Origin of the sequence: Mycolicibacterium neoaurum ATCC 25795, from assembly GCF_000691525.1 — a bacterium.
In the GTDB taxonomy this organism is placed as follows: domain Bacteria; phylum Actinomycetota; class Actinomycetes; order Mycobacteriales; family Mycobacteriaceae; genus Mycobacterium; species Mycobacterium neoaurum.
Genome location: NZ_JMDW01000008.1, coordinates 233,489 through 254,167 on the forward strand (window position 1 = coordinate 233,489; position 20,679 = coordinate 254,167).

General features: G+C 67.7%; 23 protein-coding genes and 1 tRNA gene. 16 read left to right on the top strand and 8 right to left on the bottom strand.

What is annotated here, in order from left to right; all coding sequences use genetic code 11:
* Position 1 precedes the first annotated feature (1 nt).
* From IC40_RS0108625 to IC40_RS0108640, 4 genes are read left to right on the top strand one after another with little or no spacing between them, the layout of a single operon-like run.
* On the top strand, positions 2-715 hold the full coding sequence (locus tag IC40_RS0108625) for a DJ-1/PfpI family protein (protein ID WP_030134337.1): 714 nt from the start codon (positions 2-4) through the stop codon (positions 713-715).
* 10 nt (positions 716-725) lie between these two features.
* On the top strand, positions 726-1,514 hold the full coding sequence (locus IC40_RS0108630) for an alpha/beta fold hydrolase (protein WP_030134338.1): 789 nt from the start codon (positions 726-728) through the stop codon (positions 1,512-1,514).
* 9 nt (positions 1,515-1,523) lie between these two features.
* Positions 1,524-3,182 carry a 2-succinyl-5-enolpyruvyl-6-hydroxy-3-cyclohexene-1-carboxylic-acid synthase gene (gene menD, locus IC40_RS0108635; protein WP_030134339.1) on the top strand — a complete coding sequence of 553 codons (1,659 nt, stop codon included), beginning with the start codon at positions 1,524-1,526 and terminating at the stop codon, positions 3,180-3,182.
* 35 nt (positions 3,183-3,217) lie between these two features.
* Positions 3,218-3,754: a DUF3592 domain-containing protein gene (locus IC40_RS0108640; RefSeq protein ID WP_234411708.1), complete on the top strand. Its 537-nt coding sequence runs from the start codon at positions 3,218-3,220 to the stop codon at positions 3,752-3,754.
* Here IC40_RS0108640 and IC40_RS0108645 read toward each other — a convergent pair.
* On the bottom strand, positions 3,712-4,374 hold the full coding sequence (locus tag IC40_RS0108645; protein WP_234411707.1) for a DsbA family protein: 663 nt from the start codon (positions 4,372-4,374) through the stop codon (positions 3,712-3,714). The two genes, IC40_RS0108640 and IC40_RS0108645, sit on opposite strands and share 43 nt — an antisense overlap.
* A gap of 96 nt (positions 4,375-4,470) precedes the next feature.
* Here IC40_RS0108645 and IC40_RS0108650 point away from each other — a divergent pair, with 96 nt between their 5' ends.
* On the top strand, positions 4,471-5,598 hold the full coding sequence (locus tag IC40_RS0108650) for a glycosyltransferase family 4 protein (RefSeq protein WP_030134342.1): 1,128 nt from the start codon (positions 4,471-4,473) through the stop codon (positions 5,596-5,598).
* Between the two features lie 9 nt (positions 5,599-5,607).
* On the opposite strand, the gene IC40_RS0108655 is transcribed toward IC40_RS0108650, so the two are convergent.
* Positions 5,608-6,432: an SDR family oxidoreductase gene (locus IC40_RS0108655; protein WP_030134343.1), complete on the bottom strand. Its 825-nt coding sequence runs from the start codon at positions 6,430-6,432 to the stop codon at positions 5,608-5,610.
* 160 nt (positions 6,433-6,592) lie between these two features.
* Between IC40_RS0108655 and IC40_RS0108660 the strand changes: the two genes are divergently transcribed.
* The 3 genes from IC40_RS0108660 (at position 6,593) to IC40_RS0108670 (ending at position 9,135) form a co-directional block, all read left to right on the top strand.
* Entirely contained in the window at positions 6,593-7,276 is a 684-nt protein-coding gene (locus tag IC40_RS0108660) for a demethylmenaquinone methyltransferase (protein WP_030134344.1), read from the top strand.
* Positions 7,277-7,360: 84 nt separating this feature from the next.
* The gene (locus IC40_RS0108665) at positions 7,361-8,314 is read left to right on the top strand and encodes a CobW family GTP-binding protein (RefSeq protein ID WP_030134345.1); all 954 of its coding nucleotides are present in this window, start codon (positions 7,361-7,363) and stop codon (positions 8,312-8,314) included.
* 77 nt (positions 8,315-8,391) lie between these two features.
* Positions 8,392-9,135, top strand: a complete 744-nt coding sequence (locus tag IC40_RS0108670; RefSeq protein ID WP_030134346.1) for an SDR family oxidoreductase — start codon at positions 8,392-8,394, stop codon at positions 9,133-9,135.
* A 4-nt stretch (positions 9,136-9,139) separates the two neighbouring features.
* Here the strand turns inward: IC40_RS0108670 and IC40_RS0108675 are convergent, their stop codons facing one another.
* Both IC40_RS0108675 and IC40_RS0108680 read right to left on the bottom strand, forming a co-directional pair.
* Positions 9,140-10,000 (bottom strand): lysophospholipid acyltransferase family protein, encoded by an 861-nt coding sequence (locus IC40_RS0108675; protein ID WP_030134347.1) that lies wholly within the window; start codon positions 9,998-10,000, stop codon positions 9,140-9,142.
* A gap of 88 nt (positions 10,001-10,088) precedes the next feature.
* The gene (locus tag IC40_RS0108680) at positions 10,089-10,616 is read right to left on the bottom strand and encodes a helix-turn-helix domain-containing protein (RefSeq protein WP_030134348.1); all 528 of its coding nucleotides are present in this window, start codon (positions 10,614-10,616) and stop codon (positions 10,089-10,091) included.
* An 82-nt stretch (positions 10,617-10,698) separates the two neighbouring features.
* Between IC40_RS0108680 and IC40_RS0108685 the strand changes: the two genes are divergently transcribed.
* The 4 genes from IC40_RS0108685 (at position 10,699) to IC40_RS0108700 (ending at position 14,061) form a co-directional block, all read left to right on the top strand.
* A complete protein-coding gene (locus tag IC40_RS0108685; protein ID WP_030134349.1) occupies positions 10,699-11,484 on the top strand; it encodes an aldolase in 786 nt (261 codons plus the stop codon).
* An 11-nt stretch (positions 11,485-11,495) separates the two neighbouring features.
* Positions 11,496-12,374, top strand: coding sequence for a dihydrodipicolinate synthase family protein (locus tag IC40_RS0108690; RefSeq protein WP_030134350.1), 879 nt, complete (start codon positions 11,496-11,498; stop codon positions 12,372-12,374).
* Between the two features lie 36 nt (positions 12,375-12,410).
* Positions 12,411-12,692 (top strand): pyrimidine/purine nucleoside phosphorylase, encoded by a 282-nt coding sequence (gene ppnP, locus IC40_RS0108695; protein ID WP_030134351.1) that lies wholly within the window; start codon positions 12,411-12,413, stop codon positions 12,690-12,692.
* A gap of 151 nt (positions 12,693-12,843) precedes the next feature.
* On the top strand, positions 12,844-14,061 hold the full coding sequence (locus tag IC40_RS0108700; protein ID WP_030134352.1) for a TetR/AcrR family transcriptional regulator: 1,218 nt from the start codon (positions 12,844-12,846) through the stop codon (positions 14,059-14,061).
* On the opposite strand, the gene menJ is transcribed toward IC40_RS0108700, so the two are convergent.
* Entirely contained in the window at positions 14,054-15,274 is a 1,221-nt protein-coding gene (menJ, locus tag IC40_RS0108705; RefSeq protein ID WP_036469636.1) for a menaquinone reductase MenJ, read from the bottom strand. The genes IC40_RS0108700 and menJ overlap by 8 nt on opposite strands.
* A 20-nt stretch (positions 15,275-15,294) precedes the next feature.
* Here menJ and grcC1 point away from each other — a divergent pair, with 20 nt between their 5' ends.
* Entirely contained in the window at positions 15,295-16,302 is a 1,008-nt protein-coding gene (gene grcC1, locus IC40_RS0108710; protein ID WP_030134354.1) for a nonaprenyl/(2E,6E)-farnesyl/geranylgeranyl diphosphat synthase, read from the top strand.
* A gap of 65 nt (positions 16,303-16,367) precedes the next feature.
* The gene (htpX, locus tag IC40_RS0108715; RefSeq protein WP_030134355.1) at positions 16,368-17,234 is read left to right on the top strand and encodes a zinc metalloprotease HtpX; all 867 of its coding nucleotides are present in this window, start codon (positions 16,368-16,370) and stop codon (positions 17,232-17,234) included.
* 41 nt (positions 17,235-17,275) lie between these two features.
* On the opposite strand, the gene IC40_RS0108720 is transcribed toward htpX, so the two are convergent.
* Positions 17,276-18,136, bottom strand: a complete 861-nt coding sequence (locus IC40_RS0108720; protein ID WP_030134356.1) for a type IV toxin-antitoxin system AbiEi family antitoxin domain-containing protein — start codon at positions 18,134-18,136, stop codon at positions 17,276-17,278.
* A 117-nt stretch (positions 18,137-18,253) separates the two neighbouring features.
* Here IC40_RS0108720 and IC40_RS0108725 point away from each other — a divergent pair, with 117 nt between their 5' ends.
* On the top strand, positions 18,254-18,793 hold the full coding sequence (locus IC40_RS0108725) for a hypothetical protein (RefSeq protein ID WP_030134357.1): 540 nt from the start codon (positions 18,254-18,256) through the stop codon (positions 18,791-18,793).
* Positions 18,794-18,807: 14 nt separating this feature from the next.
* Here the strand turns inward: IC40_RS0108725 and IC40_RS0108730 are convergent, their stop codons facing one another.
* The gene (locus IC40_RS0108730; RefSeq protein ID WP_019513930.1) at positions 18,808-19,833 is read right to left on the bottom strand and encodes an NAD(P)H-dependent glycerol-3-phosphate dehydrogenase; all 1,026 of its coding nucleotides are present in this window, start codon (positions 19,831-19,833) and stop codon (positions 18,808-18,810) included.
* A gap of 66 nt (positions 19,834-19,899) precedes the next feature.
* Positions 19,900-20,391, bottom strand: coding sequence for a YajQ family cyclic di-GMP-binding protein (locus IC40_RS0108735; RefSeq protein WP_030134358.1), 492 nt, complete (start codon positions 20,389-20,391; stop codon positions 19,900-19,902).
* A 71-nt stretch (positions 20,392-20,462) separates the two neighbouring features.
* Here IC40_RS0108735 and IC40_RS0108740 point away from each other — a divergent pair.
* A tRNA-Tyr gene (locus IC40_RS0108740) sits at positions 20,463-20,545 on the top strand.
* Positions 20,546-20,679 lie beyond the last annotated feature (134 nt).

Genomic DNA, 20,679 nt, shown 5'->3' on the forward strand with positions numbered 1-20,679 from the left:
CATGCAGATCGCCATCGTGCTCTACCCCGGCTTCACCGCACTGGACTTCATCGGTCCGTACGAGGTGCTGCGCTGGCTGCCCGAGGCCGAGGTGCGCTTCGTCTGGCATGAACCGGGACCCGTCGCCGCCGATTCCGGCGTCCTCGTGATCGGCGCCACCCATTCGTTCGACGAGACACCCAGCCCGGACATCGTGCTCGTCCCCGGCGGTTTCACCACGATGGAACACGCCCGCGACGAGCGGGTCCTGGAGTGGCTGCGCCGCACCCACCAGAGCACCATCTGGACCTCGTCGGTGTGCTCCGGTTCGGTGCTACTGGCCGCCGCCGGCTTGCTGGACGGCAAACGGGCCACCTCGCACTGGGCCGCCGTGCAGTCGTTGCGGGCATTCGGCGTGACGCCGGTGGGCGATGAACGCATCGTCCGGTCCGATGAGCGCATCGTGACGTGTGCCGGAGTGTCGGCCGGCATCGACCTCGGATTGTGGCTGGCCGGGGAGATCGGCGGAGAAGCCAAGGCCAAGGCCATCCAGCTGTCCATGGAGTACGACCCGCAGCCGCCCTTCGACTCCGGGCACATGTCGAAGGCCTCGACGGCCACCAAGGCCGCGGCCACCGCGCTGATGGCTCGCGAACTGGCCAGCCCACCTGCGCTGAAGGCGACCGTGGGCCTGCTCTGGGATCACGCAATCAGGAGAGCTCGCAGCCGCAAGTAGGCTCGAGCAAATGAATCTGGCATATGTCGACAAGGGCGGCACCGGCGAACCGGTGCTCTTCATCGCTGGCCGGGGCGGGGCCGGACGCACCTGGCACCTACATCAGGTCCCGGCGTTCCAGCGGGCCGGCTATCGCGTCATCACCTTCGACAATCGTGGCGTCGGCGCCACCGAGAACGCCAGCGGCTTCACCACCGAACAGGTGGTCGCCGACACCGCCAACCTCATCACCAAGGTCGTCGGCGGCCCCGTTCGGGTCGTCGGCGTCTCGATGGGTTCGTTCATCGCTCAGGAGCTGATGGTCTCGCGCCCCGAGTTGGTCAGCCAGGCGGTGTTGATGGCCACCCGCGGCCGCCATGACAAGGCGCGTGAATTCTTCAACAGGGCCGAGCGCGACTTCCACGCGGCCGGGATCACCCTGCCGCCCAGCTACGACGCGAAGATCCGGCTGATGGAGAACTTCTCGCCCAAGACCCTCAACGACGACCGGGCGGTCCTGGACTGGGCCGAGATGTTCACGATGTGGCCCACCAAGTACACCCCGGGGCTGAAGAGTCAGCTGGCCATCGCGCCCGAGGGCAACCGGCTGCCCGCTTACCAGCACATCAAGGTTCCGGTGCTGGTGATCGGTTTCGGCGATGACGTGTTGATGGCCCCCCATCTGAGCCGTGAGGTCGCCGACGCCATTCCGGGCGGGCGGTACCTGGAGATCCCCGATGCCGGGCATCTCGGGTTCATCGAGCATCCGGAGACCGTCAACGAGGCGATCCTGGAATTCTTCGCCGAAGCCAAGACATAGGCTGTTCGAGTGAATGCCTCGACGATCCAGGCCCGCATCGTCGTCGACGAATTGATCCGCGGCGGTGTCCGCGATGTGGTGCTGTGCCCCGGATCACGCAATGCCCCGCTGGCGTTCGCGCTGCACGATGCCGACAGGGCGGGCCGGATCCGGCTGCATGTGCGCATCGACGAACGCACCGCGGGGTTCCTGGCGATCGGGCTGGCGATCTCCGGGCAGGCGCCGGTGCCCATCGCGATGACCTCGGGCACCGCGGTGGCCAATCTCGGTCCGGCGGTCGTCGAGGCCAACTATGCCCGCGTGCCGCTGATCGTGCTGAGCGCCAACCGGCCCTATGAACTGCTCGGGACCGGTGCCAACCAGACGATGGAGCAACTCGGGTACTTCGGGTCCCAGGTGCGGTCCAGCATCAGCCTCGGGCTCGCCGAGGGACCGGGCGGAGATTCCGGCGACATGGCCGCGCTGAACGCCCAGTGGCGTTCGGCGACCTGCCGAGTCTTGGTAGCGGCCAAGGGTTCTCGCAGCGCCAACGCCGGACCGGTGCACTTCGACATCCCGTTGCGTGAACCACTGGTGCCCGACCTCGACGATGCCACGCCGACGCCTGAGGGTCGGCCCGACGGCCGCTCCTGGACGCACACCCCGCCGGTCACCTTCGACCAGCCGCTGGACATCGATCTGAGTGCGGACACCGTGGTGATCGCCGGACACGGTGCCGGGGTGCACCCGAACCTGGCGGGGCTGCCCACCGTGGCCGAACCGACGGCACCCGCGGCGGCCAACCCGCTGCACCCGCTGGCACTGCCCCTGTTGCGGCCCGCCCAGGTCATCATGCTGGGCAGGCCCACTCTGCACCGCACGGTGTCCGCGCTGTTGGCCGATCCGGCGGTGCCGGTGTTCGCGCTGACCACCGGCCCACGCTGGCCCGATGTGTCGGGCAACTCGCAGGCCACCGGTACCCGCGCGGTCACCACCGGTACACCGGACCCACAGTGGTTGCAGCGCGCCGACGACCTGCACCGTCGCACATTGGAAGCGGTGCGCGCCCAACTGGCACAGCATCCGCACACCACCGGGCTGCATGTCGCGGCGGCGGTGACCGCAGGCCTGCGCGACGGTGACCAGCTGGTGCTCGGCGCCTCCAACCCGGTCCGCGATATCGCGCTCGCCGGGTTCAACCAGCCCGGGGTCAAGGTGCGCTCCAATCGCGGCGTCGCCGGGATCGACGGCACCATCTCCACAGCCATCGGCGCGGCGCTGGCGCACGAGCGCAGCGGCAGCGGAACCACCCCGTTGAAGACCGTGGCGCTGGTGGGTGACCTGACCTTCGTCCACGACAGCTCAGGGCTGCTGATCGGTCCGACCGAACCGGTCCCGCGCAACCTGACCATCGTGGTCTCCAACGACAACGGCGGGGGCATCTTCGAGCTGCTCGAGCAGGGTGATCCGCGGTTCTCCGATGTGTCCTCCCGCGTGTTCGGGACCCCGCACGATGTCGATATCGCGGCGCTGTGCCAGGCCTATCACGTGCCCAACCGGCAGGTCGATGTCGATTCCCTGACCGAGGTGCTGGCCGAACCGGTCGAGGGGATGCGGGTATTGGAGGTCAAGGCGGACCGGACCTCGCTGCGCGCGTTGCATGCCTCCATCCGGGCGGCGCTGCAGTGACGTTGCGGGCGGCGCTCGCCGAGTTGTGGCGCCGGATGCCGCGAATGTTCGGTGACGGCACCGAAACTCGTCGGCAGCGCGTCATCCGCCGGGTCCGGGTCGGCATCGTCATCGCGGCCTGTGTGGTGACGTTCCAGTCGGTCCTGCTGGTTCTCGGTGCCTGGGAGAATGACCGGCGCATCGAGAGCGATATGGGGGTGGCTGCCGCCGAGGTGCTCGACGCGGGACCGCGCCGCTCGACCATCGAATTCGTCACCCCGGACCGCGTCACCTATCGACCCGAATTGGGCGTGCTCTATCCCTCCGAGCTGGAGCCCGGGATGCGCATCTATGTCGAATACGACCGCAGCGACCCCGATCTGGTGCGCGTGCAGGACCGTAACGCCGCGCTGGCGATCATCCCGGCGGCCTCGATCGCGGTATTGGGCTGGCTGATCGCCGGGGCCGCATTACTGGTCGTCGCCGTCATCGCGCGCCGCGTCGAGGACGACGAGCCCGTCGGCGATCCAGCCGGTGGTCAGGCCGGTGGTCAGGCTGAGGACATCAGCTTGTCGAGCCAGTCCGCATCGTAGATGTCGACGGTCTCGTCGGTGTTCAGGTTGTACACCGTCGGGGTGCCGGTGTACATCGGATCGACCAGATACAGCAGGTCGTAGTTGGCGGCATCCATCTCGACGGTATCCACCGCGGTCTCGCCGCGTGCGATGCGTCCCACCACATCCTCGGGTAGCCCGGCGGCACCGGCCTTTTCGGCGATGTCGTCATCATCGGGTCCGCGGCCGGAGGGGTCCTGATCGGCCCAGAGCGCCTCGACGAACCGCTGGAACGCCACCGCGGGCGAGTCAGGCTGCGAGGCCGCCACGAACAGCGCATTGCTGACCCGGGCCGAGTAACCGAGATCGCCGGTGTCCAGGAAGGTCATCGGGCGGTAGGTGACGGCGAGCTGGCCGAGGCCGATGTAGTGGGCCAACCCGTCACCGACATCGCGCTGCAGGTCCGCACAGTGTGAGCATTGCGGCTCGGCGAAGATCTCGATCTGCACCGGGGCGTCGGCGAATCCGGCGGTCAGGCCGTACCCGTCCTCGCTCACCTGGGTCAGCGGCGCGTCGGGATCCGGCTGGGCGCTGCCCTGGATCTGTTTGGTACAGCCCACACCGGCCAGCAGCGTCAATCCGGTGAGCAGGGCCATCATTCGACGCACGCCGACCACCGTACCGCTGTCGTGCTGTTCGCATGCCGGACGCCCGCACGCAACCGTGTGGTCAACCGCCGCTGCGACAGTCGGGACGTGCGCGTTGCGATCGTTGCCGAATCCTTCCTCCCGAATGTCAACGGCGTCACCAACTCGGTGCTTCGGGTGATCGAGCATCTGCGCCGCACCGGACACGAGGTGCTGGTCATCGCGCCGGACTCGCCGCGCGGGCAGCCGCCGGCGGACCGGGTGCACGATGGTGTGCGGGTGCACCGGGTACCCTCTCACATGTTCCCCAAGGTCACCTCGCTCCCGCTGGGTGTTCCGCGGCCGCGGATGGTCGGAGTGTTGCGCGGCTTCGATCCCGATATCGTCCACCTGGCCTCACCCGCGCTGCTCGGCTGGGGCGGTGTGCACGCGGCCCGCCATCTCGGCGTGCCCACGGTCGCGGTGTTTCAGACCGATGTCGCCGGTTTCGCCGAGAGCTACGGGGTCGGCGTGTTGTCGCGGGCATCGTGGGCGTGGACCCGCCGGCTGCACAGCAAGGCCGACCGGACCCTGGCCCCGTCCACCTCGGCGATGGAAAACCTTGCCGCCCATGGTGTCCCGCGGTTGCACAAATGGGGACGCGGGGTGGACATCGGTGGCTTCGTGCCGTCGGCGCGTGATGACGCACTGCGTCGGCGTTGGTCGCCCGCGGGTAAGCCGGTGGTCGGTTTCGTCGGCAGGCTGGCCCCGGAGAAACATGTCGAGCGGCTGGCGGTGCTGGCCGCCCGCGACGACCTGAAGGTGGTCGTCGTCGGCGACGGCGTGGACCGGGCCACGCTCGAATCGCTGATGCCGACGGCGGTGTTCACCGGTGAGTTGCGGGGAGCCGCGCTGGCCGCCGCCTACGCCAGCATGGACGTGTTCGTCCATCCCGGTGAGCACGAGACCTTCTGCCAGGCGGTCCAAGAGGCCATGGCATCCGGGCTACCGGTGGTGGCACCGAATGCCGGTGGTCCGCGCGACCTGGTGGTGCCGATGCACACCGGGCTGCTGCTCGACGTCGACGATTTCGCGACGCGACTCAGCGATGCGGTCGATCATCTGATCGCCGAGCGGCCCCGTTACTCGGCAGCGGCCCGGCGCAGCGTGCTGGCCCGCACCTGGCCCGCGGTCTGCGATGAGCTGCTCGGACATTACGAAGAGGTCATCGGAACGCGGCGCAGCCGGGCCGCCTGAGCCTCGCGATCAGCCCTGCGCCTCGACTGAGACCGGTTGCCACTCCCGCCAGGTTGCCAGGCGCTGGGCGTAGTCGGCCTCGGCGAGCTGCAATGGCAACTCACCGAAGAACACCCGCAGCGGCGGCTGCTCGGCGTCGACGATCTTGAGCACGGCGGCGGCCGAGGCCTGCGGATCGCCCGATCTCGCGGTGCGCTTGGCGCGGGCGTCGGCGGCCTGCTGGTGGGCCTCGGCGTAGTCCGGTATCGGGGTGGCCCGTTTGGCCGAAGAGCCTGCCCAATCGGTGTCGAACCCACCAGGTTCGATCAGCGTGACGTGGATGCCGAAGCCGGCAACCTCCTGGGCCAGCGACTGTGAGAAGCCCTCCAGCGCCCACTTGGACGCGTGATAGATGCCGACGTTCTGGAATGCCGTGATGCCGCCGATCGAGGACACCTGCAGGATGTGTCCGCTGCGCTGGGCCCGCAGGAACGGCAGCGCGGCCTGGGTGACCCACAGCGCACCGAACAGGTTCGTCTCGATCTGGTCGCGCGCCTCGGCCTCGGACAACTCCTCGATGAAGCCGAACTGCCCGTACCCGGCGTTGTTGACGATGATGTCGAGCCGGCCGAAATGCTCGTGGGCGCGCTGTACCGCGGCGAAATCGGCGGCCCGGTCGGTCACGTCGAGCTGCAGCGGCAACAGTGCGTCACCGTAACGGGCCACCAGGTCGTCGAGGGTTGCGGTATCACGCGCCGTCGCGGCGACCCTGTCCCCGCGTTCGAGGGCGGCGATCGTCCACTCCCGGCCGAAGCCGCGGGATGCGCCGGTGATGAACCAGACCTTCTCAGCCATGTGCTTGCCTTTCTCGGGGAGTGTTCTTCCCGCCAGCAGACGCGTGTACCCCCATCGCAGGCCGAAACCAGGGGAACAGCTGTCTGCTCACGCCAAGGTTCAACGTCAGCAGACGCGGCCCATTCCGGGAACCCCGAGACTCACAGGTAGTTTTGATCTGGTGAGCCGGGCGTCGTTGGAGAAGAATCCGCATGAGGTGGCGTCGATGTTCGACGCCGTGGCCCGCCGCTACGACATCACCAATACGGTGATGTCGCTGGGTCAGGACCGGTTCTGGCGGCGTCAGACCCGCGCGGCGCTGGGGATCGGGCCGGGGGACAAGGTGCTCGACCTGGCCGCCGGGACGGCGGTGTCGACGGTAGAGCTGGCCAGCTCGGGCGCGTGGTGTGTGGCCGCGGACTTCTCGGTCGGCATGCTGTCGGCCGGGGCATCGCGGCCGGTGCCCAAGGTGGGTGCCGACGCCACCAGGCTGCCGTTCGCCGATGATTCCTTCGACGCGGTGACCATCAGCTTCGGCCTGCGCAACGTCGTCGACCACGTGGCCGGACTGCGTGAGATGGCGCGGGTGACCCGCCCGGGCGGCCGGCTGGTGGTGTGCGAGTTCTCCACACCCACCAACGCGCTGTTCTCAACTGTCTACAAGGAATATCTGATGCGGGCGTTGCCGGGAATGGCCACGGCGGTGTCGAGTAATCCCGAGGCCTACGTCTATCTGGCCGAGTCGATCCGCGCCTGGCCGACGCAGGCCGAACTTGCCGCGCGTATCCGCGAGGCCGGGTGGGATTCGGTGCGCTGGCGCAACCTCACCGGAGGGATCGTCGCGCTGCACGCCGCCGTCAAGTGAAGGCGATGGGGAGTGAGCATCGTAGCGAGGTACGAGCGAGGAGCGGAGCGAGCCGGAGCCGAGCTATGAGACGCAAGCCGTGAGATGCACGCCGTGAGCGTTCCCGTCCTGGCCATCGCCGGTTTCCTCGGCGCCGGAAAGACCACCCTGCTCAACCATCTGCTGCGCAACAGCCGCGGGGTGCGAATCGGCGCGCTGGTCAACGACTTCGGCGCGGTCAACATCGACGCGATGCTGGTCGCCGGTCAGGTCGACGCGATGGCTTCGCTGTCCAACGGCTGCATCTGCTGTGCGGTGGACGCGTCGGAGGCCGCCGAGATGCTCGGCAAGCTGGCGGCCGTGCGGCCCGCGCTGGACCTGATCGTGGTCGAGGCCAGCGGTGTCGCCGAGCCGCAGGTGCTGGCGCGCACCATCGCCACCGCCGAGGACGACCGCTTCCATTACGCCGGGCTGGTGCTCGTGGTCGACGCCGTCCAGCCCGCCGATCTGGGCCATGGTGTGGCGGTGGCGGATCTGGTGGTGCTCAACAAGATCAGCGAGGCGTCCGGCGATGACGTGGCCGCCCGGATCCGCGAGCTCAACCCGCGGGTGCCGGTGCTGCCCACCGATTTCGCGCGTATCGACCCCGAGCTGCTGATCGATCCGCCGGTAGCGCGGAAACCGCCGGCGCAGTTGTCGTTCGACGAACTCCTGCACGATCACGACGACCACCACGATCACCACCACCCCGAGTATCAGAGCGCGCAGTTCTGCACCGGGGACACGGTCAACCCACGGCACTTCCTGCAGTTCCTGCAGGGACGCCCCCAAGGGCTGTACCGGGCAAAGGGTTTCGTCGATTTCGGATCCAACGGCCGGTTCCTGGTACAGCTGGTCGGCAGCTCGCTCCGGTTCCAGAAGGCGCGCGGCCGCGGTACCGAGCTGGTGTTGATCGGCACCGGGATGGACGTCGCCGCATTGGAGGCGGACCTGGTCGACTGCACGCGTGAGCCGGCCGACGAGAACGCGATGTTGGGGCTGGCCAAATACGTGGTGTGAGCACCGGAGGACTACGGACTTTCCGGGACGCTCTCGACCTGCGGTGGTGCCAGCCTGGATGGGTGAACACGTCGAATATGAGGATCACCGTCGTCGGCGCCACCGGTCTGATCGGACGCCAACTCGTGCCCTTGCTGCGTGGCCGCGGCCACGATGTCGTCGCCGCCTCCCGGGCAACGGGTGTGGATCTGCTCACCGGTGCCGGTCTCGCCGACGCGCTGACAGGTGCCGATGTGGTGATCGATGTCATCAACGCCCCGACACCCGAGGACTCGGCCCAGCAGTTCTTCGAGCAGACCTCGTCGAACCTGGCCGCCGCGGTCCGCGCGTCCTCGATCCGGCACCATGTCGTCCTGTCGATCGTCGGAGCCGACATCATGGCCCGCGACGCCGGGTATCTGCGCGGCAAGCTCGCCCAGGAACAGGCCGCCGCGGGCTCGGGGGTGCCGTGGACGGTGCTGCGGGCGACGCAGTTCCACGAGCTGGCCGAACCCATCACCGAATCGATGATCCGCGACGGCGAGGTGCGCGCACCCATCGCCGCGATCCAGACCGTCGATTCCGCCGAGGTGACCGCCGTCCTTGCCGGGATCGCCACCGGCACACCGGCTGACGGGGTGCGTGAGGTCGGTGGGCCGCAGAAGATGTCGTTCGCGGAGATGGCCCGCGTTGTGCTGGGTCGGCAGGGACACGAGCTGCCGGTCGTCGACGATCCGGCGGCCACGTATCACGGCATCCCCGTCGACCAGACCACGTTGGTCACCGGTGCCGGGGCCGAGCTGTGCCCCACGCGGTTGGCCGACTGGCTCGTGCGGCACTGACACCTCAGCCCAATAGTGGGGTGCGGCCCTCGGTCATCTCGGTCAGCGCGCTCTGCATGGCCGACTCGACCCTGGCCGCGTACTCCGCAGGCTCCTCACCGGATTCCGCCGGCATGACGGGTAGCACCCGGGTGTGCAGCTTGGTGGGCAGCGGCAGATAGGGCAACAGCCCCACGACACCGATGTTGAGCCCCCACGGCAACGAGACGCTGATCGGCGCCGACTTCAGACGCAGCAGCTTGTCGAGGCGGGTGGCCCGGGCCAGGCGTTCCCCGCTGGAGATGACGAACAGGGACTCACCCGCTCCTGCGGTCACGATCGGGACGATGGGGACGCCGTTGTCGATGGCCAGGCGGGCGAAACCGGCGCGCCCACCGAATTTGATCCGGTTGCGGTCCTCCCAGGCCTTCGCGGCGTCGATATCGCCGCCCGGGTACACCGCGACATGCTCACCGCGGGCGAAGGCGTCCTGCGCGGATTCGACGCTGGCGGGCCGGGCACCGATGGGTTCGATGAAACGCCCGACGCCGAGGGTCCAGGCGAGCTGATGGGTCAGGATCGTCACATCGCGATCGAGGTTCAACTGCTCCAGCGCGGCACTGGTCGCGAAGACGTTCAGGTCGAAGATCCCGCCGAAGCCGTGGTTGGCGACGAACAACACCGGATCGTCGAAACTGTGCTCGGTGGTGTCGATTTCGAGCCGGTTGTACTTGCGGACGAACTCGATACCCAGCTTGCGGAATGCCGCCATGGTGGTGCGTAGGAGCTCCGGTGCGGTTTCGGAAACGCTGCCCTCGATGGCATCGAGTAGGGCGTCGGCGAGGTTCTCGGAATCGGTCCGGTCCGGTTCGTCCGACATAGACATGGTGGTCTGCTCCCTCGGGGTGGCTGATCGGGACTGTCGATGCTGCCGCATCGGGTCCTCGGCGTCCTTCGATTCGGTCGATCCTGTGCTATCCCCGTCGGCCCGGTGCGCTGTAGGCCACCACCACGACCTCGGCGCCGGTGTCGCCGATCTGCCGTAGCTTGTGCGACACCGAGGCGTCGAAGTAGGCGCAGTCCCCGGTCTGCAGCGATACCACGGTGCCGTCGAGATTCAGCTCGACGGCACCGGCGTGCACGAAGACGAACTCCTGGCCGGGGTGGCTGGGATGGGGGTGCGCGGTGAACTGGCGGCCGGGTCGGACGACGAACGGCGACATGGCTTTGCCCAGCATCCCGGCGGCCACCGCGTGATGACGCTCGGTGCCGCGGTCGGCGGCCCGTTCGACGGTCAGTGACGAGACCTCGGGATCGTCGGAGAACAGTTGTGCCACATCGACGTCGAGTGCGCGGGAGATCTTCAGTGCGGCGGCGATCGATGGCACGCTCTGGCCGCGTTCGACCTTGGACAGATAGCTCTTGGTCAGACCGGTCGCCGCGGACACCTCGTCCAGCGTCATGCCCCGCTGCTGGCGCACGGCGCGTAACAAGCCACTCACGAATCAGAGATTACCGCATTGACGATATGACACAAAGTGTCCTATCGTTCTCGTTGTGTCATCACGAGAGGAGATCGCCACGATGACGAGCACCCTGCAGGATTCCAAGTCCGAACTGATGCGCCGTGCGCTCGACGGCCTCGGTCGGAACATCGCCGATACCGGTCTGAGTGCCCGCGAAAAGGTCGCGCTGACCTGCCGCGCGTTGTTCGACGCCGGACACGACTCCGGCCTGGCCGGCCAGATCACCGCTCGCGCCGACGAGCCAGGCACCTACTACACCCAGCGCCTCGGCCTCGGCTTCGACGAGATCACCGCCGGCAACCTGCTGCTGGTCGACGAGGACCTCAACGTTCTCGACGGTGACGGAATGGCCAACCCGGCCAACCGTTTCCACTCCTGGATCTACCGAGCCCGCCCCGACGTCGGGTGCATCGTGCACACCCACCCGTTCCATGTGGCGGCGCTGTCGATGCTCGGAGTGCCGCTGATGGTGTCGCAGATGGACATCGCGCCGCTCTACGACGACTGCGCATTCCTGCCGGACTGGCCGGGCGTGCCGGTCGGCAACGAAGAGGGCGAGATCATCTCGGCCGCACTCGGGGACAAGAAGGCCATCCTGCTGGCCCACCACGGGCACGTCGTCGCGGGCGCCAGTATCGAAGAAGCGTGCTCGCTGGCCATGCTCATCGAACGCGGCGCCAAACTGCAGCTGGCCGCCATGGCCGCGGGAACCATTGCCGCCCTGCCTGATCGGCTGGCGCGCGAAGCCCACGACTGGACGCTGACCCCCAAGCGCAGCCTGGCCAACTTCGCCTACTACGCGCGCCGCGCGCTGGCCAACCACCCCGATACCCTCACCGCCTGAAAGGTCGCACCATGACGAATATCCACGGCATCATCGCCTATCCCATCACCCCGTTCACCGCCGACGGGTCCGGTGTCGACGCCGCCGCGCTCACCGCGCTCGTCGATCGACTGGTCGGCACCGGCGCCCATGCCATCGCGCCGACCGGTAGCACCGGCGAATCCGCCTACCTGACCGAGGACGAGTTCGACACCGTCGTCGACGTCACCGTGGGTGCTGTCGCCGGTCGTGTCCCGGTCATCGTCGGCGCCTCGGAACTGACCACCGCCAATACCGTCCGCCGCGCCCGCTATGCGCAACAGGCCGGCGCCGATGCGCTGATGATCCTGCCGGTGTCCTACTGGAAGCTCACCGAACGCGAGATCATCGCGCACTACGCCGCCGTGGCGGCCGCCGTCGACCTGCCGATCATGGTCTACAACAACCCCGCGACCAGTGGCATCGACATGAGCCCCGAACTGCTGGTGCGGATGTTCGACGAGATCGACAACGTCACGATGGTCAAGGAGTCGACCGGTGACCTGATGCGGATGCGGCGCATCAAGGAGCTCTCCGGCGGCGAACTGCCCTTCTACAACGGCAGCAACCCGCTGGTGCTCGATGCACTCACCGAAGGGGCCGCAGGTTGGTGCACCGCGGCGCCCAACCTGCGACCGCAGCCCTGCCTGGACCTCTACGACGCGGTGCGCGCCGGTGACGTCGATCGCGCCCGGCAGATCTATGACGATCTCGCGCCGCTGCTGCGGTTCATCGTTGCCGGGGGTCTGCCCACCACGGTGAAGGCCGGCCTCGAGCTGCTCGGCAGCAATGTCGGCGATCCGCGGGCACCGCTGCTGCCGCTGGATGCGTCCGGGCGCGCTGAGCTGCGGGCGATGCTCGCCGGGGTGTGATCCACCGTCCGGGGAGCGGGTCGCTAGTCTGCGCGCATGTTCAAAGTCAACGAGTACTTCGACGGCGCCGTCGCCTCGATCGCCTTCAGCCCCGCCGATGGGCCGGCGACCGTCGGCGTGATGGCGGTCGGGGAGTACGAGTTCGGGACCTCCCAGCTGGAGATCATGCACGTGATCAGCGGGGCCCTGACGGTCCGGTTGCCCGGCGCAGACGAGTGGGAAACCTTCTCGGCGGGTGCGCAATTCACCGTGCCCGCGGACAGCAAGTTCGGGGTGCGGGTCGAGGTCGAGACCGCTTACCTCTGCCAGTACCGCTGAGGAGAACCCCTCCTGATGTGAATCGCGCTTCTGCCTACGGCTGCGCCCGGTTGGAGTGGTTTACGCTGATGAAATATCGAAAATGGTTGCTTGATGTGAACCTCGATTAGTCGCAACGCCGGTTTTTCGATGTATGCGTTACCGTGGGTACATGTCAACAGTCGGCCGCCCGGTGCCGGCTGGTAGACGTGCTCCCGACCGCAGGGCGCAGATCGTGAAGGCGGCCGCGGACGCGTTCAGCGCGCTCGGATACCACGCGGTCAGCATGGAGGACATCGCATCGCGGGTCGGCATCTCCGCGGCTGCGTTGTACCGGCACTCGCCCGGGAAGTACGAGCTGTTCCGCGAGGCGGTGGTCGCGTTGGGGCAGCAGCTGGTGGACGGTACCGAGATCATCGATCCGGATGCCGATCCGACGATCCGGCTCGACGACCTGGTGGGTGCCCTGGTCGATATCGTCATCGCCAACCGCAGCTCCGGAGGCCTGTACCGCTGGGAGGGCCGCTATCTCAACGATGCGGACAAAGTGGTCCTCAACGGGCAGATCGAGCTGGTCAACCGACGCCTGCAACAACCGCTCAAGCAGCTGCGTCCGCACCTCACCTCGAAGGAACGCTGGACGCTGTCCTCGGCGGCCATCAGCGTGATCGGCAGCATCACCGACCACCGGGCCGCGCTCCCGATCGGCGAGTTACGCACGCTGATGGCCGGCCTGGCATCGGCGGTGCTGTGGGCCGAGCTGCCCGCCCCCGCCGGATCCGGCGAGCCGGCGCGGCCGCTGCGCAGCGGTGCTGCGGTCGGCGGCAAGTACGAAATCCTGCTACACGAATCGCTGCTCTTGTTTCACCGCAAGGGTTTTCGCGAAACCAGCGTGGAGGACATCGCGGCGGCCGCGGGTATGCAGCCCTCCGGCATCTACCGGTTCTTCCCGAGCAAGGGGGACATTCTCGCCGCATCGTATCGGCGCAGCGCCGACCGGGTGTCCGGGGACATCTCCAGCGTCCTTGCCGTGCAACCAGATCCGAAACGAGCGCTGGCCGAACTGGTGCACCGGTATGTCGACCGATCCTTCGGTGACCCCGAATTGGCCTATGTCTACTACACCGAGCGCACCAACGTTCCCGAGGCCGACCGGATGGTGTTGCGCAACATCCAACGCGCCACCGTCGACGAGTGGGCGCGCCTGCTGTCCGAGGTTCGAACCGAATTCAGCCACGCCCAAGCACGTTTCGCCGTGCATGCCGCATTCGGACTGGTGGTCGATCTGGGTCGGCTGGTGCACCATGAGGACACCCCGCATGCCCGGGCCGGTGTTCGACTGCTGATGGAGCTGACGCTGCTGGGCCGACCGTCGCGCTCGCTCAGCTGAACGGTGCGCGCTGGTCGAACCGCCGCGATGCCAGCCCCGCCGAGCGCCACGTCCGTGCGATCCAGTCGGTGTCCTCTTCGGTCACCAGATTGCCCATCATCCGCACGGCGACCTTCATCAGGAAATGTGAACGCATCGCCACCGGTCCGGCGACGGGCAGGAATTTCGGCAACGTCAGCAGCAGCGCCAGTCGGCGTGCGGCGGAGAACCCGCGGGCGTAGTGCTCGGTCAGCACCGCCGGCCAGGCCGCGCCGAGATCACCGGAACCCAGGAGTTCGGCGGCCAGTCGTCCGGTTTCCAGGCCGTAGTCGATGCCTTCGCCGTTGAGCGGGTTGACGCATGCCGCGGCGTCACCGATCAGCATCCAGTTCGGCCCGGCCACCCCGCTGACCGCACCGCCCATCGGCAGCAGGGCCGACAGGCCCGCTCGGGGTTCGCCCTCGAAACCCCACTCGTCGCGGCGCAGACCCGCGTAGTAGGACAGCAGGGGACGCAGCGCCGCATCGGCGGGGCGCTTGGCCGTGGCCAGCGCACCGACGCCGATGTTCACCTCACCATTGCCAAGGGGGAAGATCCAGCCGTATCCGGGCAGCACCTCACCCTGCGGAGACCGCAGCTCCAGATGCGAGGTGATCCACGGTTCATCCGAGCGTGGTGTGGCGATGTACGCGCGAATGGCGGTGCCGTACACCGTCTCGCGATGCCAGACCCGACCCAGCGCGCGGCCCAGTGTGGACCGGGCGCCGTCGGCGACGATCAATTCGCCCACCCGGATCTCCGAACCGTCGTCGAGCAACAGCTCCGATACCCGCCCGGACGGATCGTGACGGACGTCAACGGCTTTGACGCCGAGCATCATCTTGGCGCCCTCGTCGGCGGCCACCATCCTGATCCGGTCGTCCAACTCGGTGCGCGGCACCGCGCTGCTGGTCGCCGGGAACGAAGGACCGGGCCAGCGCACTTCGACGTCGGCGCCGAAGCCCGACATCCGCAGGCCGTGGTGAGTGATCCGGCCGCTCAACCAGTCGCCGAGGCCCAGCTGACGCAGTTCGGCGATGGCGCGTGGGGTCAGCCCGTCCCCGCAGGCCTTGTCGCGGGGGAACTGCGCCGAGTCGATCACCAGGACGTCGCGACCGGCCCGGGCCGCCCAGGCGGCGGCCGCCGAGCCCGCGGGCCCGGCGCCTACAACAACCACATCTGCTGGACTCGGCACCCTCCCAGTATGTTGGAACAATGAGGACACCGGCGAGCGTGGTGGCGGGCGTGGATTTCGGGGACCCCGATTTCGCGACGCGGGTGCGTGACGGCGTGGAACGCGTCGAGGATCTGATGTCTACCGAGCTGGGCAAGGCCGATGTGCTGATGGCCGAGGCGGTCCAGCATCTCTTCCAGGCCGGCGGCAAGCGCTTCCGCCCGCTGTTCACCGTGCTGGCGGGTTCGCTGGGACCGCGGCCGGAGGATCCGGAGGTCACCATCGCCGGCGCCGTCATCGAGCTGGTGCACCTGGCCACGCTCTATCACGACGACGTGATGGACGAGGCCCAGGTGCGGCGCGGTGCCGACAGCGCCAACGCCCGCTGGGGCAACAACATCGCCATCCTGGCCGGTGACTACCTGTTCGCAACCGCCTCCCGATTGGTCTCCCGACTCGGCCCGGACGCCGTGCGGGTGATCGCCGATACCTTCGCCCAGCTGGTCACCGGCCAGATGCGGGAGACCCGCGGAGCTGCCGAGGGCACCGACGAGATCGAGCACTACCTCAAGGTGGTCTACGAGAAGACCGCCTGCCTGATCGAGGCATCCGGCCGGTTCGGGGCGACGTTCTCCGGTGCCGACACCGAGCAGATCGAGCGGTTGTCCCGGCTGGGCGGCATCGTCGGCACGGTCTTCCAGATCTCCGACGACATCATCGACATCGACAGTGACCCGGACGAATCGGGCAAGCTGCCCGGGACCGACCTGCGCGAGGGTGTGCACACCCTGCCGGTGCTCTACGCCCTGCGCGAGGACGGCGCCGACGCCGACCGGTTGCGGCTGCTGCTGGCCGCGCCGCTGACCGATGACGCCGAGGTCGCCGAGGCGCTGACCCTGCTGCGCCGCTCCCCGGGCATGGCCAAGGCCAAGGAGAAGGTGCGCGAGTACGCCGGACGGGCCCGCGACGAGCTGGCCAACCTGCCGGCCGGACCCGGCCGCGACGCCCTGGCCACACTGGTCGACTACACCGTCAACCGGCACGGCTGAGTCACCGGAACCTGAAGCGGTCGTCGGCCGTTGAATCAGCGAAGACTCTCGGAGGAGAAAAGCTGATGACCTGGCATCCCCATGCCAATCGATTGAAGACGTTCGTGCTGCTGGTCGGCATGTCCGCGCTGATCGTCTTCATCGGTGCCCTGTTCCAGAACCAGTCGATCCTCATGCTGGCCGTGCTCTTCGCCGTCGGCATGAACGCCTACGTCTACTTCAACAGCGACAAGATGGCGCTGCGGGCCATGCACGCCCAGCCCGTCAACGAGATGCAGGCGCCGGCGATGTACCGGATCGTGCGGGAGCTCGCGACCGTTGCGCGCCAGCCGATGCCGCGGCTCTATATCAGCGATACCGCCGCGCCCAACGCATTCGCCACCGGTCGCAACCCGCGTAATGCCGCGGTGTGCTGCACCACCGGCATCCTCGGCATCCTCGACGAGCGCGAGCTGCGTGCGGTGCTCGGCCATGAGCTGTCCCACGTCTACAACCGCGACATCCTGATCTCGTGTGTGGCCGGAGCGATGGCCTCGGTCATCACCGCCCTGGCCAATATCGCGGTGTTCGCCTCGATGTTCGGCGGTAACCGCGAAGGTGGCGCGAATCCCTTTGCGATGCTGCTGGTTTCGATGCTCGGTCCGATCGCGGCGACCGTCGTCAAGCTCGCGGTGTCACGGTCGCGGGAGTACCAGGCCGACCAGTCCGGCGCCGAGTTGACCGGTGATCCGCTGGCCTTGGCCAGCGCCCTGCGCAAGATCGCCTACGGTGTGCAGGCCGCGCCGCTGCCGCCCGAGCCCCAACTGGCCGATCAGGCGCACCTGATGATCGCCAACCCGTTCCGGGCGGGGGAGAAGATCGGCAAGCTGTTCTCCACCCACCCGCCGATCGAGGACCGCATCCGTCGGCTGGAGCAGATGGCCGGCCGCTGAGGCTTTGCGATTTCGGTGAGGATACGTGTGGTCTGCGCACGTTATCTCACCGAAATCGCAGCGCGGGTGACTGAGATGACCCGATCCGGATACTCGACCAGGTCCAGCCAGGTGAACCTGATCACTGTCCATCCGTTCAGGACGAGGTAGTTCTGCCGACGACGGTCTTTGACGAACTTGTCCGGGTCGCTGTGAAAAGCCCAGCCATCCACCTCGATGGCCACCATGAGATCTGGAAAAGCGACGTCAACCTTGTACGGGCCGACCTGATGGTTGGCCACCCACCCGGTGATGCGGTGCTCCACGAGCAGAGAGATCATCAGCCGTTCGGCCTCGGATTGGGCGCCGCTTTCCGCCGCGCGCAGTAGTCGTCGTGCGGCGGGTGACCCATATCGGCCCTTGTTCCGCATGTGTGTCTGCCAAAGCTCGGGCAGGGTGGCGCTCGCCTGCAACGCCGAGTCCATGATCTTCGGCCCGCCGGAACGGCGGGTGGCTGCTTCGACGGCCGTCAACGCCAGCGTGGTGACGCGAAGACCGCGCAAGCCGACGACATCGCGAGAATCGAGATCGCGACGTCGGGGGCGGCAACCTGGCCTGGCGCGGCCGTATCCGTTGCGCGCCAACGTCACTTCCACGATCTTGGGCGGGAAGCGGGTGAGCTCGTGCCACCATGCGGCGGCCAGTCCGCTCGCGCACGCGGCGGGCCCATAGGACCAGACCGCGGCCCGGATACGTGCTGCATCGTCGAATGGACGGTCGTCTGCGAAGTACACCCCCGGCGCACATCGGCGCCACGACCCAGCGCGCACCCGCCGCCGCACCGCGTCTGGACTCAGGCCCAACGAGCGCGCCTGTGCCAGCGTGATGACGCCGTCATTGCAACGCACGTGGTCGTTCAGCATGCTTGATTCGACGCAGCGTCGCGGTGTCCGGTTCCACTCTTTGCGATTTCGGTGAGGATCCGTGCGGTGAGCGCCTGAATCCTCACCGAAATCGCACGAGGGGATAGGGTGTGGCGCATGCGTACCCGAGGTGTGCTGAGTGCCGTGGCAGCCATGGCTGCGCTGAGCGCCCCCGCGATCGCGGGAGCCGAACCCCCGCCGCCGCCTCCTCCGCCACCGGCGCCCGATATCGGCGGCTACGCATTGGTGAAGCCCTCGGAGTACGCGGTCAACGACGGCAGCATGTATGCCTTCACCGCTGGCGCGGGCATCACCTGCGTCATGAGCCGGGCCAACGGCAGCTACGGCTGCAGCGGACCGCCCTTCCCCGGTGCCCCGGGCGGCGCCAACGTCGTCACCGGCGCGCAGATCGGCGCTCCGGGATTCGCCGTCGCGGCCAACCCGGTCTATGTCGGCGACAAGCCGGCGCTGCCGCTGCCCGCGAACTCGCGCATCAGCTTCCAGCACGTCACCTGTGGCACCGATGGTGCGTTGATCACCTGCCAGAACTCGTTCGACCAGTCCGGATTCGTCATCAGCCAGGGCGGCAGCTGGATCGTCAACCCCACCAACCCACTGCTGGACCGGCCCGAGGGACGCAACCCCTACTTCAACTGAGCCGACCGGTGGGCTCAGAACCCGGAGCCGTGCACCTCGTGGCCCGGGTTCTCCACCATCAGCCCGCGGTAGGCGTCCTCGACCGTGTGCCCGTGATTGATGACACCGTCGACCTCGCGGGCGATCGGCATGCTCAGGTCGTACTTCTCGGCGAACTCCATGATGACCGAGGCCGCCTTGACGCCCTCGGCGACCTGATTCATCGAGGCGATGATCTCCTCGACGGTCTTCCCCGAACCCAGCTGCTCACCGACATGCCGGTTGCGGCTGCGCAGCGAGGTGCAGGTGACGATCAGATCGCCCATGCCGGCCAGTCCGCCGAAGGTGTCCCGGTGCCCACCCATCGCGACGCCCAGCTTGGACATCTCGGAGACCGCGCGGGCCATCACCATGGCGCGGGTGTTCTCCCCGATGCCCAGCGAGTAGCCCATGCCGACGGCGATGGCGTAGACGTTCTTGAGCGCGCCCGCCATCTCGACGCCGACGACATCGTCGGTGGTGTACGTGCGGAAGCGCCGGGTCCGGAACAACCCCGCCAGGTTGGCGGCGAGGTGCTGATCGGGCATCGCCAGCACGGCCGCGGCGGCATAACCCTCGGCGACCTCGCGGGCGATGTTGGGCCCGGCCAGGATTCCCGCCGGATGCCCGGGCAGCACCTCGTCGACGATCTGGCTCATCCGCATGTTGGTGCCCTGCTCAAGGCCTTTCACCAATGACACCACCGGCACCCACGGGCGTAGCTCGCGCGCCAGCTCGATGAGCACCCCACGGAAGCCGTGCGAGGGCACGCCCATCACGATGACGTCGGCGCGCTGGGCGGCCTCCGAGAAATCGGTGGTCGCCTGCAGTCCGTCGGGCAGCACGCACTCGTCGCCCAGATACCGGGAGTTGCGGTGGTTCTCGTTGATGTCCTTGGCGGTCTCCTCGGAACGCACCCATTGCAGGGTGGGCCCGCGCCGAGCACAGATGGAGGCGACGGTGGTTCCCCAGGAGCCGCCGCCGAGGACGACGACGTTCGGTTCGCGTTGTGCAGGTGCCATCCGGTCAGCGTATTGCCGCGACGGTGCCGGTGAGCCCGACTTGCCGAACTCCCCGGGGCCGAAGCGCTACCGGTAGTTGACGAACTGCAGCGCCACCGGGAGGTCGGCCCCGCGCAGCAGCGCCTGCACGGCCTGCAAATCGTCCCGCTTCTTCGAGCTGACCCGGATCTCCTCGCCCTGGATCTGCGCCTTGACGCCCTTGGGGCCCTCGTCGCGGATCAGCTTGGTGATCTTCTTGGCGTTCTCGCTGTCGATGCCCTGCTTGATGCTGCCGATGATCTTGTAGGTCTTTCCCGAGGGCTGCGGGTCGCCGGCATCGAAGGCCTTCATCGAGATGTCGCGGCGGATCAGCTTCTCCTTGAAGACGTCGACCGCGGCCTTCACGCGCTCCTCGGTGGAGGAGGTCAGGATGATGCCCTCCTCGCCCTGCCACTCGATGGTGGTGTCCGTGCCGCGGAAGTCGAACCGGGTTGCCAACTCCTTGGCCGCCTGGTTGAGCGCGTTGTCGACCTCCTGGCGGTCGGCCTTGCTGACGATGTCGAAGCTTGAATCCGCCATTGGACCCTCCTCATGGTGCCGTTTTCGTCTTCGGTACATCCTCGTTGTAGTCTGCTACTCGCACCAAATCCGGCAGGTTGCCCGAGCGGCCAATGGGAGCGGACTGTAAATCCGTCGGCTAACGCCTACACAGGTTCGAATCCTGTACCTGCCACACTGGTCAGGCCCCCTTTCCGAGGGGGCCTGACGTGTTTCTATCGCCCGCGACGCGCCTCCGTCCGCCGATCGGCTGAATCTCTGGACGCCTGTCAAGGTGTGTTCTCGATCTCAGCAACCTCACAGCGGCCG